We start from the raw sequence: 15,333 nt of genomic DNA on the forward strand, positions 1-15,333 counted from the left end.
GAAACGCCGATTCTCGCCGGAAATTTTCTTATATCACATGAATTTTAGAATAGGCGAGGGTTTCAGCCGATCATTGAACGAATGATGGCTGCACTTTTTGCAGCTCCGTCGAGATCGAGGGAAACGGCCGGACGCAGTGGGGCGGCAAGCGCCCGTTCGATCGCTGTTTTGACATCGTCGAGGGTCAGCGCCTTCTCCGACAGAATTTCGGCAAGGCCGAGTGTCTGCAGCCTTTCGGCGCGCACGGTCTGCTCCGTTTCACCGTCGGCCACGAAGGGGATGAGGATCGAGCTGCATTGGGTGCGCAGGAGATCACCCACCGTGTTGTAGCCGGCCTGCGAGATCGAGACTTTGGCGCCGCGCAGCAACGAGGGGAAATCCTTGCGGAACCGTACCAGCGTGACGTTGGCAGGTGCATCTTCCGACAATGCGGAAAAATCAGCTGCAGGAAGGTTGGGGCCGGTAATCAGCAGCCAGCGAAGATCGGCAGGCATGAGTGCGGCCGCATCGCGCGCGGCGCGGATCAGCTCCAGCCCGACGGCGCCACCACCGGCCGAAGCGATGATGTCGAATGTCTCGGATGGTTCGGGCGCCGGCGGCGGAGCAACAAGACCGGTATAGCGCAGCCTGTTGGCGATCTCAGCTGTCAGAGGGAAAGTATCTTCCAGACGCACGAAGTCAGGATCGCCATGGACGAGCACGGCGTCGAAATGGTCCTTGACCAGCTTGACGGTTTCCTCGTCGCGGCCGGGCTTGCGGTTTTCCTGCAGGATGTCGCGCACGGAACTCAAAAGCTTCGGGCGCGGGCTGGCCTTTTCGATCGCGTCGAGCAACGGCAGCAGTTCGAAGCGCATCTGTCGGCGTCCGAAGGGAAAAGCCTCAAGGATGACAACGTCAGGCTTTTCCTCGTCGAAGGCTTTGAGAAGCAGCTCGCGGCGATTGGAGAGAAATTCCTCGTCGGCCGGCTTCCCATCGGCATTAGCAAGGCCGGAAAAACCGACATTGCTTGCGACGACCGGCGGCAATTCGACCGTTTTGACACCCTCGCCCGGAAAGCCCGGCACGGGCAGGCCGCCGGTAACGACCGTTACCTCGAAACCGTCCTTCACCAATGCATTGGCGATACGGCTCGCACGCGCAATGTGGCCGATGCCGAGCAGATGCTGGACATAAAAGAAGATGCGGGGAGCCGTCATGACGCCTTCTGCCATTCTGCCTCGAACAGGCCACTCAACTGTCGGATGCTGGAGTGATAATCGAAGTGGCCGCGTACGCGCTCCTCGGCCGCGTCGCCCAGCCGCTTGCGCAGATCGGGATTGCGGATTGCCGTCTCGAGTGCTTTTGCAAGAGCTGACGGATCTTCTGGTGGCACGACCAGACCGTTCTCACCGTCGCTCAGCAGTTCCGGTACGCCTGAGACATCGGTGGAGAGACAGACGAGCCGCTGACTGGAGGCCTCGACCAGCACATTCGGCAGTCCGTCGCGGTCGCCATTGGCGGCGATGCGGCAGGCGAGCGTGAAGAGATCGGCGCGGCGATAATGGTCAAGCACATCTTCCTGCGCCAGCGCGCCTTTCCAGGTGATGCGCTCGGCAAGGCCGAGTTCAGCCGCAAGTTTCTTCAGCTTGGAAAGCTCCTCGCCGCCGCCAATATGGTCCATGCGCCAATTCAGTTCTTTCGGTAGCAGGGCAAGGGCGCGCAACAGTACGTCATAGCCCTTCTTTTCCACTGCGCGGCCGACGCTGAGGATGAAAGCGGGGTCGGCGGGATCGCTGCCATCGCGATTCGAGCGCTCGCCGGCGAAATGGCCGAAGCGGGCAAGGTCGAGGCCGTGATAGCTCAGATGTACCGCATCTTTGCGGCCGGTCAGCGCTTTCATATGCTCGTATCCGCTGCGGGTGCAGGTCACGGCCCAGCGGGCGCTTCCAAGTTTCTGGCCGAGGTCCCAGTCGGGCGAGGTCCAGATATCCTTGGCATGGGCCGAGCAGGTCCAGGGCGTGCCTGTCAGAACGCTCGCATATTCCGTCACGGAAGCCGGCGTGTGGATGAAATGAGCATGCAGCCATTCGCCGTTATCGGGCCATTCGCGCGCCAGCACCAGGGCCTGGCCGAGCCGGCGGAAGCGGTTGCGGGAGATATCGCGCGGCAGATCGGCGAAGAAACGCTTCATCAGCGCGCCGAAGCCTGGTTTCGAAAAACCGGCGAAAAGGCCCTTCAGCACACGGATCGGCTCTTCGTGCAGATATTCCGGCAGATAGACGACGCGCGCCTTGATCTCGTCATGGACAGGATGACGCTTCTTGTCGGTCGGCCGGCGCATGGAAATCAGCGTCAGGTCGAAGCCGGCCTTTTCGAGACCGAGCAATTCCTGGGCGATGAAGGTTTCCGAAAGGCGGGGATAGCCTTTCAGCACAACGAGGATCTTGCGGCGTGGCGGCAAAGGATGGCTCTTTATTCTGCGCCGACGAGGGAAAGATGGCGTCCGCGGCTGTCCAGCCATGTGCCGACGGTGCGGGAAATATGATCCAGCCCTTCGAGGTGCATGTTGCAGCCGCTCTTCGACGGCGGCAGCCGCGAGGGCAGGCGCTTCAGCGTCTCCGCCATGACGGAGGGGTCGGCCGACTGCTCAGGCAGCAGCATGTCGATGAGACCGAGTTCGCTGGCGCGGCGGGCGCGCAGAAGCTGCTCCTCGCGCGGGGCGACGCGCGGCACGATGAGCGCCGGCTTGTCGAAGGAGAGGATCTCGCAATAGGTGTTGTAGCCACCCATGGCGACGACGGCGGTCGCGCCGTCGATCAACTCTTCCATGTGATTGTCGAATTCGATCACCTCGATATAGGGGATCTTCTCCCCTTTTTTGACCAGCTTTGCACGTTCGGCCGCCGGCATGTAGGGGCCGAGCACGACAAGCGCCTTCTGCGTCAGCGTCTCGTCGGCCTCATAGGCATTCATCACGTCGTGAACGAGATCGGAGCCGTCGCCGCCGCCGCCTGTCGTCACCAGGATATAGTCATCCTTGCGGGCATTCAGCGAGTTCTTGCCCTTGGAGACGCTACGCTGCAGGAAACCGACGAAATCCATCTTGCGGCGGACCCCCGGGGGCACGTCGAGGCCGACAAGCGGATCGTAGAAATCCGGCGGCCCATAGACCCAGATGCTGTCGTAATACTGGTCGATCTTCTGCATGACGCTGTTTCTCTTCCACTCGGCTTCAAGCAGGTGTGGTGCGTCCATGATCTCGCGCAAACCAAGCACCAGAGTGGTGCCGCGCGACTTCAGATAGGCAAGCGTTTCCTCAATCTCGCCCTTCAGGCCCATAGGCTCCTTGTCGACGATGAAGATATCGGGCTGGAAGGTTTCGGCGGTATGACGAATGCTCGATTCGCGCATCTTCAGCGTGTCCTGAAGATCGATATGGCTGGCGAGCGACGTATATTCACCGTTGCGAAGCTTGATGACGCTCGGGATCTTCACGAAATCGACTCGGGCGCGGTAGTCGAAGGCGCCGGCAATCGTCGCGCCCGAGATAATCAGGATGTTCAGGCCGCGATAATCCTCGACGAGGGCATGAGCGATCGTGCGGCAACGGCGCAAGTGGCCGAGGCCGAATGTATCGTGGCTGTACATGAGGATGCGCGCATCTTCGAGGCGTCTGGCCATGTGGGTGCCCTCTGAGGTGGACGACATACTTCTACCACCCCCGTAAATCGGAGGCCACGAGGCGGCGGACGCGAAGCACCCCGCCGAACTCGACGTTATTTGTAGGGATCTGCCGCATCGCGCAAGCCATCTCCCAGAAAATTGAACGCCAAAATCACCAGCACCACCGGAACGATGGGGAACAACAGCCATGGGTAGAAGGCGATCACGCTTACGCTCTTGGCTTCAGTCAGCAGGATGCCCCAGCTGGTGATGGGCGGCCGCAGGCCGAGGCCGAGGAAGGAAAGCGCCGTCTCACCGAGGATCATACCCGGGATGGAAATCGTGGCGGATGCGATGAGATGCGACATGAAACCGGGCACGAGATGCCGGCCGATGACACGGGGGGTGCTGGCACCCATGAGCTGGGCGGCCTGGACATAATCCTCCTCACGCAGTGCCAGAAGCTTGGAGCGCACGGCGCGGGCGAGACCTGTCCAGTCGATGATGCCGAGAATGACGGTAATGCCGAAATAGATGACGATCGGGCTCCACGTCACAGGCATGATGGCGGCAAGCGCCATCCAGAGCGGCAGCGAGGGCAGTGATTGCAGCACTTCGATCAGGCGCTGCACGATGAGATCGAAGACGCCGCCCCAATAACCGGCAAGGCCGCCGATGACGATGCCGAGCACAAAGCTGATGGAAATACCGATCAGCCCGATGGTGAGCGAGATGCGCGCGCCATAAAGGATGCGCGAAAGCACGTCACGGCCGAGACGGTCGGTGCCGAGCAGGAACATCTGCCCGCCGATTGCCGGACAAACGAGATGATAATTGGAAGCGACAAGCCCCCAGAGTTTGTAGCCATCACCACGGCAGAAGAAGCGGATCGGCTGGATGTCCTTCTGATTGTCGGTATAGAGACGGTGCAGGGTGTCGATATCGAGCGTCATCTGCCGGCCATACACGAAGGGGCCGACGAAATTGCCCTGGCTGTCGAAAAGACGGACGCGCTGAGGCGGCGAATGGATAAAGTCGACGTTGCGGGTATGCAGCCCGTAAGGCGCCAGGAACTCGACGATCAGGATCATCAGGTAGACGGCGGCAAGGAAAATGCCGGATGCAAGCGCCAGCTTGTGGCGCTTGAACTTCCACCACATGAGCTGCTTCTGCGAGGCGAGGTGGATACGCGACTGCGCTGATGTCATCGTCTCCGTTGCGATCGGATCGAACGGGGCGGTCGAAACATAATGCGGCAGCGGTGCACCGGGTGCGGGTAGGGGCGACATTATTTGGTGCTCCTGCCTTGCAGACGGATGCGGGGATCGAGGAAGCCGAGTGCGATATCGGAAATCAGCACGCCGATGACGTTCAGGAAAGCGAGGAACATCAGGAACGAGCCGGCAAGATACATGTCCTGGCTCTGCAGCGCCTTGATCAGCATCGGCCCGGTCGTCTCCAGGGACAGCACGATGGCGACGATCTCGGCGCCTGATATGATCGACGGCAGGATCGAGCCGATATCGGCAACGAAGAAGTTGAGCGCCATGCGCAGCGGATATTTGATAAGGGCGCGTATCGGATGCAGGCCCTTGGCGCGCGCCGTCGTCACATATTGCTTCTGCATCTCGTCGAGCAGATTGGCGCGAAGGCGGCGGATCATGCCGGCTGTGCCGGCCGTTCCGACAATGACGACGGGGATCCAGAGGTGAGCAAGGATCGACCTCGCCTTCTCCCAACTCATCGGCTGGTTCAGATATTGCTGGTCCATCAGATGGCCGATGGAGAGCCCGAACCAGACATTGGCGAAATACATCAGGATCAGCGCCAGCATGAAGTTCGGGATGGCGATGCCGAGCAAGCCCAGGAAGGTCAACCCGTAATCGCCCCAGCTATATTGATGGGTCGCCGAATAGATGCCGATCGGGAAGGCGATCAGCCAGGTGAGAAGGATGGTCGAGAAGGAGACGAGGATCGTCAACCACAGGCGGTCACCCACAACGTCGGAAACCGGCAGCTGATATTCGAAGGAATAGCCGAAATCGCCGTGCAGCATGCCCCCGACCCAGAAGAAGTAACGCACGATCTCCGGTTGGTCGAAGCCGTATTGATGGCGCAGTTCCTCGATTTCCTGCAGGTTTGCGGTCTCGCCCTGGGCGCGCAGTTCGGCGATCTGGCTTTCGAAGAAGTCACCCGGCGGCAGTTCGATGATGACGAAGACCAGCGCCGATATCACGAGCAGGGTTGGCACCATGGCGGCGATGCGCCAGAGGATATAGCGGATCATCGCTCAGGCCTCCTTGAACCAGAAGGTGTCCGGCATGTAGACGCCGAGGAAGGAGGTCGGATCGAAACCGTAGAGCGCGTGCTCCGGCACGTTCTGCATTTTGGCGGATCTGAGGATCGGCTGCAGCGTGCTGTTGATGAGGCCGATCGAAAAGACCTGCTGGGTATATAGGGACAGCATCTTGTGCCAGATAACCTCACGCTCTTCCGTCGTGGCACTTGCGCCCCACTGGTTCAGGAGATTCACAAGCTCGGCCGCCTCCGGCAGATCGGGCGCCTTGCCCTCCTGACCGGCCGAAAGATAGTACATACCCCAGAGCGGCCATTGAAGCTGGTCATCCAGCGTAGGGGCTAGTCCATAGGGAGACATGTCGGCGGTCGGCACGCCGTTATCCAGCCCGTACCAGATCGACATCATGATCGAGCCGCTCATGGCGCGATTGCGGAAGACGTCGCGCTGCGAGGTGCGGGTGAAGAGCGCCAGACCGATGTTGGCCCAGTGATCGTGCACGAGTTCCAGAACGTCCGTGTCGAGATTGCTCTCGCCGGCTGTCTCGACGGTGATCTCGGCGCGGCGTCCGTCAGGCAGCAGGCGGATGCCATCGCTGTCGCGCTTGTCGAGGCCGAGTTCGTCGAGCAGCTTGTTGGCGGTGTCGGGGTCGAAATTCACATAGGCGTCGGCATATTCCTGCTTGAAGAGCGGGCTTTCGGGCAGCACCGTATCGGCACTCGCCTTGCCGAGGCCGTAGAAGGCCACCATGTTGATCTCATGCCGGTTGATCGCTAGCGATAGGGCTCGGCGGAAGCGCACGTCGCGAAAGAGCGTGCGCCAGGCTTCGTCGGCGACATTGAGGTTCGGCAACAGTGTGATGCGCGAGCCGCGCGCCATCTTCCACAGATTGACCTTCACCGGGAAGCGCTTTTCCGCCTCTTTCAGGAAGGTGTAGTCGTTGAAGTCGATGCCGGTCGCCTGCAGGTCGGATTCGCCCGCACCCGCCTTGGCAGCGATGATCGAGGAGGAGGATACGTTGAGGATGAAGCGGTCGAGATAGGGCAGTTGCATGCCGTTCTCGTCGACGCGGTGGAAGAACGGATTGCGCTCGAAGACGAACTGATCGGCCGGCGGAGCCGTGCGGTTCTGCCAGGGATCGAGCGTTGGCAGATCGGGATTATTGGGCCGGGAAGCAAGGGCCATCTTGATGTGCAGATCCGCCCACTTCTTGGCGCGGTTCTTTTTCATCAGCTCTTCGAGCTTGGCCTTGTCCTGAAAGCCTTTGTGGAACTGTTTCAGGTAATGGCCTGGGCCATAGATAACGAGCGGCAGAGGTCCGGCAAGCGCCGACAGAAAAACCGGGTTGGGCTTGTCCCAGCTATAGCGCACAGTCAGCTCGTCGAGCACTTCGAAGCGCGGCAGGGAGCCGTGCGGACGCAGCTCCAGAGCGCCGCCGCCGGGCGTCAGTTCCTTGTTGAGGATGACTTCTTCCCACCAGTAGCGGAAGGCTTCCGCCGTGAAGGGATGACCGTCCGACCATCTGTGCCCCTCGCGCAGACGGAAGGTGAAGATCGTGTCATTCTCCGAGGTGAAGTCGCGCAGGATATCGGGCTGGAACTGCAGCTTCGTGTCATAGCCGACCAGCCGGGAATAGCCGTAGACCGTCATGTAGCGGATATCGCGCACACCGCCGATGATGGTGCGCACATTGCCGCCATAGGTGCCGGGCACGCGGCCCATCTCCTTGAGATTGACGATACGCGGCTCAGTCGGAATGCGCTCAGCCATTGGCGGCAGACTGCCGTCAGCGACCCTGGCCCTCAAAAATTCTGGCTCGGCGACCTGCTGGGCCCGAAGCACCGAAGGCGCGATGACCGAACCGATCAGGCCACCGAGAAAGATGCGGCGAGTCACCATCAGACCAGTTCCTTCGCATCGGCGCCCTTGCGGGCGCGCACCAGATGGCCACCGCCGAGATCGGCATAAGCGAGTTCGGAGGCGTCATCATGGTCCGCCCGGAAGACGGGCCCCCAATTCTGCTTATCGGCAGCACCGTTTTCCTGCAGTGCCTTGAAGTCGAGCGGCCGGTCGAGATCCGGGAAGGGAACGGCGGCAAGCAATGACTTCGTATAGGGGTGAACCGGATTGCGCAGAATGATCTCACGCGGGGCGATCTCGACGATACGGCCCTTGCACATGACGGCGATGCGGTCCGCCATGTAGTCGACGACTGCGAGATTGTGCGAGATGAACAGATAGGTCAGCCCCAGTTCTTTCTGCAGATCCTTCAAAAGGTTGAGGATCTGCGCCTGCACAGACACGTCGAGGGCCGAGACCGGTTCGTCTAGGATGAGAAGCTTGGGGCCAAGGGCGAGCGCGCGGGCAATGCCGATGCGCTGGCGCTGGCCGCCGGAGAAGCTGTGTGGATAGCGGTTGAGGTAGCGCCGGTCGAGGCCGATCGCGCCCATCAGCGCCTCGACCTTGGCCCTGCGCTCGGCGCTATTGCCACGATCGTGGATTTCGAGCGGCTCGCTGAGGATATTGCGCACCGTCATGCGCGGCGAAAGCGAAGAAACCGGGTCCTGAAACACCATCTGGATCTTGGTGCGCAGGTCCTGCAGTTCCGAACCCTTGACGGAGAGGACGTCGAGGACATCCTTGCCGTCGTTGAAGACGACCGCGCCGCTGTCAGGCGTGATCGCGCGCATGAGGATCTTGCTGACGGTCGTTTTGCCGCAGCCGGATTCGCCGACGAGCCCCAGACATTCGCCACGGCGGATATCGAAGCTGACGTCGTCGACAGCGTGCACGACCGTGGCTTCCTGGCCGCCGAAGAAGCTACGCTTGCGTGTCTTGTAGGTCTTCGAAAGGTTGGCGACGGAAAGGAGCACGCCGGGCGCTTCCTTTTCGACCGGCTTCTTCTTGCCGATCATCGATTCCAGGTTGACCGGAACCTCCCGCAGAGCTTTCAATCGCTCGCCCGGCTTCATGTCGAAATGCGGAACCGCAGCCATCAGGGCCTTGAGATAGGGATGTTGCGGATTGCGGAAGATTGCCTCGACCGGGCCGGCTTCCATGATCTCGCCGTGATAGATCACCACCACTTCATCGGCCATATTGGCGACGACCCCGAGATCGTGGGTGATGAGCAGCATGGCCATGCCAAGCTTGGCCTGCAGGTCGCGCAGCAGTTCGAGAATCTGGGCCTGGATCGTCACGTCGAGCGCGGTGGTCGGCTCGTCGGCAATCAGGAGCGCCGGCTTGCAGATCAGCGCCATGGCGATCATGGCGCGCTGGCGCATGCCGCCCGAAAGCTCGAACGGATACATGTCGTAGGTGCGTTTCGGATTGGAAAAGCCGACGAGGCCGAGCATTTCCTCGGTGCGCTCGCGCGCTTCCTTCTTGTCGGCATTCGTGTGGATCAGCAAAACCTCGCCGATCTGATTACCGACCGTGTGGAGCGGTGAGAGCGACGTCATCGGCTCCTGGAAGATGGTCGCCATACGGCGGCCGCGCAGGTCGCGCATTTCGGCGCTATCACGTGACAGGGAGAGAATATCGGTCGCCTTGCCATCCAGCGGGTCGGTAAACAGGATGCGGCCGCTCGCATGGGCCGGTGCTGGCAGGATGCCCATGATCGATTGGCTGATAACAGATTTGCCGGAGCCGCTTTCGCCAACGAGGGCTGTCACTTTCCCCGGCAGGATGCGGAGATTGGCTTCCTTTACGACGCGCAGTCGGTCGCCGAAAACGGAGAAGGCGACGTCCAGATTCTCAATACGCAACAGATCGGCTGCAGACGCCATACCAACGAAATTCCCCAGTCTTTTGTGTTCCCGTTAAGGCACACTATCGTACCGTAAACGGGGTGTCTAGTTGATGACAGGCATGGGGAAAAACGGCGCATGGCGCCTATTTTACAAGGCGCTTGATGCGAGGGTTCTCATGTACGGTGCAGCGGGTAAAGCGGCTGCAATGTTCGCGCGTGATTACTGAATGAATTTTTCGATCGGCGTACGTTTTACCTGTTTCTTGTCGCGGTGAAGCATGATGACCTGTTCGGCTTCCGAAAGGCCGTTCTGAACGGATTCGCGGAAGCCTTCGTCGACATGGAGGCCGGATGCCGGCGCCCGCGGCTGCAGCACCGTCACCTTCTGGCGGATGCCGCGCAGCTTTTCCTCGCCAAGCGTGATCCATTCGCCACCGCAATAGCCGGCAAAGGCCTGGCTCGCGACGACCTCGCGGCTGTATTTCTTGGTCAGCACCTGCAGGCGCTGCACCTCGTTCACTGCAGAGCCGAAGGCGGAGAAGGTAAGGCGATCCTTCAGGCCGACATTACCGAACATGACGTTGCCGACATGCAGGCCGATGCCGTAGCCGATCTTCGGAAGCCCCTTCGCCTCGCGATCCTTGTTCAGTTCGGCAACCCGCGACTGCGCATGATGCACTGCGGAAAGCGCTGCCTCGCAGGCGATCTTGGACGGGTCCTTGTGGCGACCGCAGGGATAGACGGCCAGGAAGCCGTCGCCGAGGAAGCTCAGGATTTCGCCGCCGTTGCGGTTGAAGGGCGCGGCGATCGCGTCGAAGAACTGGTTGAGCGTATCGATGTAGGCCTGCCTGCCTTCCTTTTCGGCATACATGGTCGATTCGCGCATATCCGCCATGACGAGAGCGGCGCGGATCGTCTCACCGTCGCCACGGCGAACCTGGCCGTTCAACACGCGTTTGCCAGCATCGCCGCCGAGATAGGTGGTCAGCATATTGTTGGCGAGCTTGGCAAGCACCGCCATCTTGGCGGCAACCGCCAGATGGTTCTGCATGCGCAGCAGCGCGTCGATCATATCGTCGGAAAAACCGACCGGGCTGTCGGTCGACCAGGAGCCCATCATGCCCTGTACCGAACCGTCGCCGAAGGGTTGCACGAAGGCGAGGTAATCGGTGACCTTTTCCTGCCGGAGATCCTCAAAGATCGGAAATTCGCTCGGGCCGTCAGGCATGATGCGGCGGCGGATATGCTGCAGATTGTTGTCGAGAAGATGGAAGTAAGGGCTCTGCAGGAAACGGTCCGGCTTCTGGCCGGCCGGCATGCGGAAGCCCTCGATGGTCACGCCGCTGGAGCGCTTCCAGGTGAAGCTCAGCGCGTCGTAAAGCGGATGCAGCATCGAGAAGGTCAGGTGCACGCGCGCGAGTGGCAGGCCGGCGGCCGCAAGCCGCTCGCAGAAACCGCGCACGATGTTTTCAAGGTCGTCACCGGCCAGCGAAGAATTCGTCAGCCATTCAGCAACACGGTCCAACAAAATGGAGGATACGCTGGATTCGATCGTGCTCATTCTTGGTATTATCCTCATGGCGCACGTCCATCCCGAAAGGCAAAAACAACCCGGACCTGCCCATTCACGATGAGCAGATCACAAAGAAATCAGGATGTACGAGCGGTATTATCGTGTCAACGATTGCCGATGACCGGCTATGACACCCGCCGGCTTCCGACCTCCTGGAAACGGGCGAGCAATCTTTGCAAAGTGGTTCATTATCATTTGCCAAAATAGGCACGCTGAAAGTGCGAAACAATGGGATTCTGATTTTTTTTGTGCGTCCCGGTTGCCGGACTGGCGATCCCGAGTCATTTCGGCCAACCCTGCTGAAGAATCCAAGGCGCGGCACGGCCAGACACTGCGAACGGGCTGGGTTTAATTTGCCGCGATCATGCATTAGATCAGCGTTCGGATTCACTTTTTGCAAAAGGCATGGCCTTGGACGCACGCTCTTCCACCTTCGAGACGCTTTCAAAGAAGATTGAGGCCCGCACTGCGCGCGCCGCCATCATCGGTCTTGGTTATGTCGGCCTGCCGCTGGCGATAGCTGTGGCGCGCAGCGGCTTTGCCGTGACCGGCTTCGATATCGATCCGAAGAAGATCGTCGCGCTGGATGCCCGCCGCTCCTATATCGATGCGGTGACGAACGAGGCGCTGACGGCCGAGATCGATGCGGGGCGGTTCTCCTCGACGACCGATTTCGCCAGCCTTTCGGATTGCGACGTGATCGTCATCTGTGTGCCGACGCCGCTCACCAAACATCGCGATCCCGATCTTTCCTTCGTGGAGGCGACGTCGCGGTCGATCGCCGCCCATCTGCGGCCGGGCCAGCTCATCGTACTGGAATCGACAACCTATCCCGGCACAACCGATGACATCGTGAAGGTCATTCTCGAAGGGACCGGGCTGAAATCCGGCTCAGACTTCTTCGTCGGTTTCTCGCCGGAGCGCGAAGACCCCGGCAATCAGCATTACCACACCGCGACGATCCCGAAGGTCGTTGCAGGCGACGGCACGCAGGCCCTGTCCTTGATGAAATCTTTCTACGGTGCTGTCGTCTCGACCGTCGTCCCGGTCTCCTCCAATGCGACGGCGGAAGCGGTCAAGCTCACAGAGAACATCTTCCGCTCGGTCAATATCGCACTCGTCAACGAGCTGAAGACCGTCTATGCGGCAATGGGCATCGATGTCTGGGAAGTCATCGACGCTGCCAAGACCAAGCCGTTCGGCTATATGCCTTTCTATCCCGGCCCTGGTCTCGGTGGTCACTGCATTCCGATCGATCCTTTCTACCTCACCTGGAAGTCGCGTGAATACGAGCTGCCGACACGCTTCATCGAGCTTGCCGGCGAAATCAATTCGGCGATGCCGCGCTATGTCGTCGGCAAGCTCGCCGAGGCGCTGGATATTCGTGCCGGAAAGGCGCTCAGCCGCTCACGCGTCCTCGTGCTTGGCCTCGCCTACAAGAAAAACGTTGCCGATATCAGGGAAAGTCCGTCGCTGCGCCTGATTGAAATCATCGAGGAGCGCGGCGGCAAGGCAGATTATCATGACCCGTTCGTCGCGGAGATTCCGCCGACCCGCGAATATCAGGCGCTGAAGGGCCGGAAATCTATCGACCTGACGCCGGAAGCCATTACGGGATACGACGCGGTTCTCATCGCGACCGATCACGACATGATCGACTATGCGGCTCTTTCGAAGAGCGCCAAACTGATCGTCGATACCCGAAACGTCTTCAGCCGGCTCGGCCTTGCAGCCGATCACATCATCAAGGCGTAACGAGCACGCCGGAAAGCTGCTTACCGGTGATCTGGCTGGCGGCGACGGCGTAACCGCCGGCAGCGCCATCGATGAAGTGCATGTGGTCGCGCGACAGCGGCGTCGGTACGAAGCAGGTCATCAGTGCCGATGACTGGCGGTGCAGGCCGTAACGCGCCACGCCCTTTTCCTGCGCCTGCTTCAACAGCATCTCGATGCGGGCGAGGTGGGCCGCGTCGACGTCGATGGTCATCTTCAGTCCGTCGTCGAATTTGCGGAAATCCGAATTGCCCGAGACGTCCTTCTTGTAGCGGCGCGCGTTGAAATGGGCGAAGGTGATGCCGAATTTGTGCAGGAAAACGGTCAGGCCGATCTGCAGGAGAATGAAGAACTTTTGCCGCAAGCGTTTGCCCTCCGGCGCCGTGGCATTCACCTCGCGATTGATGCCCTTCATCGAGAAGGCAAGCTCTGGCCCGTCTTCCGGCACGGGATGCCCGCTGCGGTTCTGTTCGGCTGTGATAGAAACAATGCCGGCAACGAGAGCCTGAAATTCCGGCCCGGGACCGTCTTCGCCGGGCACGGCGATGATCGAGACGATCTCGCCGTTGCGGGCCTCGATCGGGCTCCAGCGACAGGAGAGGCCGCTCAGATCCGGCCGTGTGCCGGGCGCGGCTTTTTCGACGCCGTACCGGCCCATCTTCATGTTCTTCTCGGCCCAGATCGTGCCACCGCCGGAAAACATCGCATAGGTGACGTAAGGACTTGCCGAATAGCGGGCGACGCGCACATCGAGACCTTCCATGCGGATATCGGCGATCGGCACGATGGCGATACGAAGATCGAGGTCAAGATCCTCCTTCACCCAGACCTGCGTTGCGGCAAGCGCCTCGCGCGCTTCCTTCTCAAGCGAAGCGGGCAAGGCAATCAGCGCGCCGTCGCCGGCAAAGACAAAGGGATAGTCGCCCTTGCCGACAGCATTCAGCACCGCGGAGATGACGCTGGCGCCGGCCATGTTGACGTCCTTGTAGCGGCCGCCGGAGATCGCCTTCGTCGAGCCGACAATATCGGCCATCGCCAGCACCCACCCTTCGGGCAGCGGCTGATAATTGCTCTCATCGGTAACGCCTTCGAAGTCGCTGAAGACCGGTACGTTGGCGAAGAATGCGTCGTTGGACATCTCGTTCATGGAGCAGAGTTTATCACAGACCCGTGTTGCCGCTGCAACGGCAATTTGCGTTTCCGGCAATCGACTTACACTGCATCGATATGGTAGCACCACTGACATATTTTATGACGGACAGGACAAGATGAGCCGCCTCGACAGCTTCATTCGCCGATTGACGGCTCAACGCGATATTCTCAATGCCATCATCGATCTGGTGGAAGAGGTGGAGGGGCCGGTGCTCGAATTCGGCCTTGGCAATGGCCGCACCTACGACCATCTGCGCGAGCATTTTCCCGACCGCCGCATTATCGCCTTCGATTGGGAAATACGCTCCTATTCTGCCTCCACGCCGCCAGCCGAAAATATGGTGACGGGCAATATCCGCGATACCGGCCGGGCGTTCCTCGGGATCAATGCCGCGCTCGCCCATGCCGATATCGGCACCGGCCATGACGAGATCGACGCCGTGACGTTGACTTGGCTGCCGCAATTGATGGCTGGCGTGCTTACCCACCACGGCATCGCCGTCAGCGGCCTGCCGCTGGAACATCCCGAGCTTTTGCCCCTGCCTCTGCCCGGCGGCATCAAGGAAGGGCGCTATTTTCTCTACCGCCGGAAATAGTCCGGGCTTATGAGGCGCAGAAATAGGACGTAGCCGAGAGCGCGGCAAATTTTGCCTCGAAGTCGGCCGCGATTTCATCCAGCGTCACGCTGCCCAATCGCCGCAGGAGCAGGGCCTGTGCCTCCTTCATCGCATCCTCGAGAGCCGCGTTCACGGCCTGTTCCACAAGGCATTTCGGCTGATCGTCGGCTGGGCCGATGGCGAAAAGATGCGGTTCGCCAATGGCGCTGTAGACATCGAACAGGGTGATTTCCGACAACGGACGCACCAGCGTCCAGCCCCCGCCATGCCCCTTTTCGGAACGGACATAGCCCTGTTCGCGAAGGCCGGCCATGGTGCGGCGGACGACGACGGGATTGGTGTTCAGCATCTTTGCAATCATTTCGGAGGTAGCCGAATGATCGTGCCTATCCATGTGGATCAGCACGTGCAGCATGCGTGAAAGGCGGCTGTCATTGCGCATGAGATTCTATTCCCGTCGATCGAATGGGCCATTATCACAAGCAGATCGTAACAAGACAAGTAACATGATGCTTGACTGCACCGTTTC

At 60.3% G+C, this 15,333-nt stretch carries 12 protein-coding genes; 2 read left to right on the forward strand and 10 right to left on the reverse strand.

Features of this window, described 5'->3' with window-relative positions:
• Nucleotides 1-62 precede the first annotated feature (62 nt).
• The 8 genes from J2X71_RS12570 to J2X71_RS12605 all read right to left on the reverse strand — a co-directional run bounded on the left by J2X71_RS12570 (nucleotide 63) and on the right by J2X71_RS12605 (nucleotide 11,250).
• The gene (locus J2X71_RS12570) at nucleotides 63-1,196 is read right to left on the reverse strand and encodes a glycosyltransferase (RefSeq protein WP_310382419.1); all 1,134 of its coding nucleotides are present in this window, start codon (nucleotides 1,194-1,196) and stop codon (nucleotides 63-65) included.
• Nucleotides 1,193-2,440, reverse strand: coding sequence for a glycosyltransferase (locus J2X71_RS12575; protein WP_310382420.1), 1,248 nt, complete (start codon nucleotides 2,438-2,440; stop codon nucleotides 1,193-1,195). Before J2X71_RS12575 ends, J2X71_RS12570 begins: the two co-directional genes overlap by 4 nt.
• An 11-nt stretch (nucleotides 2,441-2,451) precedes the next feature.
• Nucleotides 2,452-3,660, reverse strand: a complete 1,209-nt coding sequence (locus tag J2X71_RS12580; RefSeq protein ID WP_310382421.1) for a glycosyltransferase family protein — start codon at nucleotides 3,658-3,660, stop codon at nucleotides 2,452-2,454.
• Between the two features lie 95 nt (nucleotides 3,661-3,755).
• Nucleotides 3,756-4,931 carry an ABC transporter permease gene (locus J2X71_RS12585; protein WP_310382422.1) on the reverse strand — a complete coding sequence of 392 codons (1,176 nt, stop codon included), beginning with the start codon at nucleotides 4,929-4,931 and terminating at the stop codon, nucleotides 3,756-3,758.
• Complete coding sequence (locus J2X71_RS12590) at nucleotides 4,931-5,929, reverse strand: ABC transporter permease (RefSeq protein WP_025670158.1); 999 nt, start codon at nucleotides 5,927-5,929, stop codon at nucleotides 4,931-4,933. The genes J2X71_RS12585 and J2X71_RS12590 overlap by 1 nt, the downstream gene beginning before the upstream one ends.
• 3 nt (nucleotides 5,930-5,932) lie before the next feature.
• Nucleotides 5,933-7,837 (reverse strand): ABC transporter substrate-binding protein, encoded by a 1,905-nt coding sequence (locus tag J2X71_RS12595; protein WP_310382423.1) that lies wholly within the window; start codon nucleotides 7,835-7,837, stop codon nucleotides 5,933-5,935.
• The gene (locus J2X71_RS12600; protein WP_310382424.1) at nucleotides 7,837-9,726 is read right to left on the reverse strand and encodes an ABC transporter ATP-binding protein; all 1,890 of its coding nucleotides are present in this window, start codon (nucleotides 9,724-9,726) and stop codon (nucleotides 7,837-7,839) included. Before J2X71_RS12600 ends, J2X71_RS12595 begins: the two co-directional genes overlap by 1 nt.
• Before the next feature lie 183 nt (nucleotides 9,727-9,909).
• The gene (locus J2X71_RS12605; RefSeq protein ID WP_310382425.1) at nucleotides 9,910-11,250 is read right to left on the reverse strand and encodes an adenylate/guanylate cyclase domain-containing protein; all 1,341 of its coding nucleotides are present in this window, start codon (nucleotides 11,248-11,250) and stop codon (nucleotides 9,910-9,912) included.
• A gap of 417 nt (nucleotides 11,251-11,667) precedes the next feature.
• Between J2X71_RS12605 and J2X71_RS12610 the strand changes: the two genes are divergently transcribed.
• Entirely contained in the window at nucleotides 11,668-13,017 is a 1,350-nt protein-coding gene (locus J2X71_RS12610) for a nucleotide sugar dehydrogenase (RefSeq protein WP_310382426.1), read from the forward strand.
• Here J2X71_RS12610 and J2X71_RS12615 read toward each other — a convergent pair.
• The gene (locus J2X71_RS12615) at nucleotides 13,007-14,182 is read right to left on the reverse strand and encodes a DUF3095 domain-containing protein (RefSeq protein ID WP_310382427.1); all 1,176 of its coding nucleotides are present in this window, start codon (nucleotides 14,180-14,182) and stop codon (nucleotides 13,007-13,009) included. The genes J2X71_RS12610 and J2X71_RS12615 overlap by 11 nt on opposite strands.
• Before the next feature lie 121 nt (nucleotides 14,183-14,303).
• Here J2X71_RS12615 and J2X71_RS12620 point away from each other — a divergent pair, with 121 nt between their 5' ends.
• On the forward strand, nucleotides 14,304-14,783 hold the full coding sequence (locus tag J2X71_RS12620; protein ID WP_310382428.1) for a class I SAM-dependent methyltransferase: 480 nt from the start codon (nucleotides 14,304-14,306) through the stop codon (nucleotides 14,781-14,783).
• A gap of 7 nt (nucleotides 14,784-14,790) precedes the next feature.
• On the opposite strand, the gene J2X71_RS12625 is transcribed toward J2X71_RS12620, so the two are convergent.
• On the reverse strand, nucleotides 14,791-15,246 hold the full coding sequence (locus tag J2X71_RS12625; RefSeq protein ID WP_310382430.1) for an Rrf2 family transcriptional regulator: 456 nt from the start codon (nucleotides 15,244-15,246) through the stop codon (nucleotides 14,791-14,793).
• Nucleotides 15,247-15,333 lie beyond the last annotated feature (87 nt).

Source organism: Rhizobium sp. 1399 (assembly GCF_031455475.1).
Classification (GTDB): Bacteria; Pseudomonadota; Alphaproteobacteria; order Rhizobiales; family Rhizobiaceae; genus Rhizobium.

Bases quoted from the DNA above. Each gene is read 5' to 3' on its own strand.
- J2X71_RS12570 (WP_310382419.1), bottom strand. From the start codon at position 1,196: ATGACGGCTCCCCGCATCTTCTTTTATGTCCAGCATCTGCTCGGCATC.
- J2X71_RS12580 (WP_310382421.1), bottom strand. From the start codon at position 3,660: ATGGCCAGACGCCTCGAAGATGCGCGCATCCTCATGTACAGCCACGAT.
- J2X71_RS12585 (WP_310382422.1), bottom strand. From the start codon at position 4,931: ATGTCGCCCCTACCCGCACCCGGTGCACCGCTGCCGCATTATGTTTCG.
- J2X71_RS12590 (WP_025670158.1), bottom strand. From the start codon at position 5,929: ATGATCCGCTATATCCTCTGGCGCATCGCCGCCATGGTGCCAACCCTG.
- J2X71_RS12595 (WP_310382423.1), bottom strand. From the start codon at position 7,837: ATGGTGACTCGCCGCATCTTTCTCGGTGGCCTGATCGGTTCGGTCATC.
- J2X71_RS12600 (WP_310382424.1), bottom strand. From the start codon at position 9,726: ATGGCGTCTGCAGCCGATCTGTTGCGTATTGAGAATCTGGACGTCGCC.
- J2X71_RS12605 (WP_310382425.1), bottom strand. From the start codon at position 11,250: ATGAGCACGATCGAATCCAGCGTATCCTCCATTTTGTTGGACCGTGTT.
- J2X71_RS12610 (WP_310382426.1), top strand. From the start codon at position 11,668: ATGGCCTTGGACGCACGCTCTTCCACCTTCGAGACGCTTTCAAAGAAG.
- J2X71_RS12615 (WP_310382427.1), bottom strand. From the start codon at position 14,182: ATGAACGAGATGTCCAACGACGCATTCTTCGCCAACGTACCGGTCTTC.
- J2X71_RS12620 (WP_310382428.1), top strand. From the start codon at position 14,304: ATGAGCCGCCTCGACAGCTTCATTCGCCGATTGACGGCTCAACGCGAT.
- J2X71_RS12625 (WP_310382430.1), bottom strand. From the start codon at position 15,246: ATGCGCAATGACAGCCGCCTTTCACGCATGCTGCACGTGCTGATCCAC.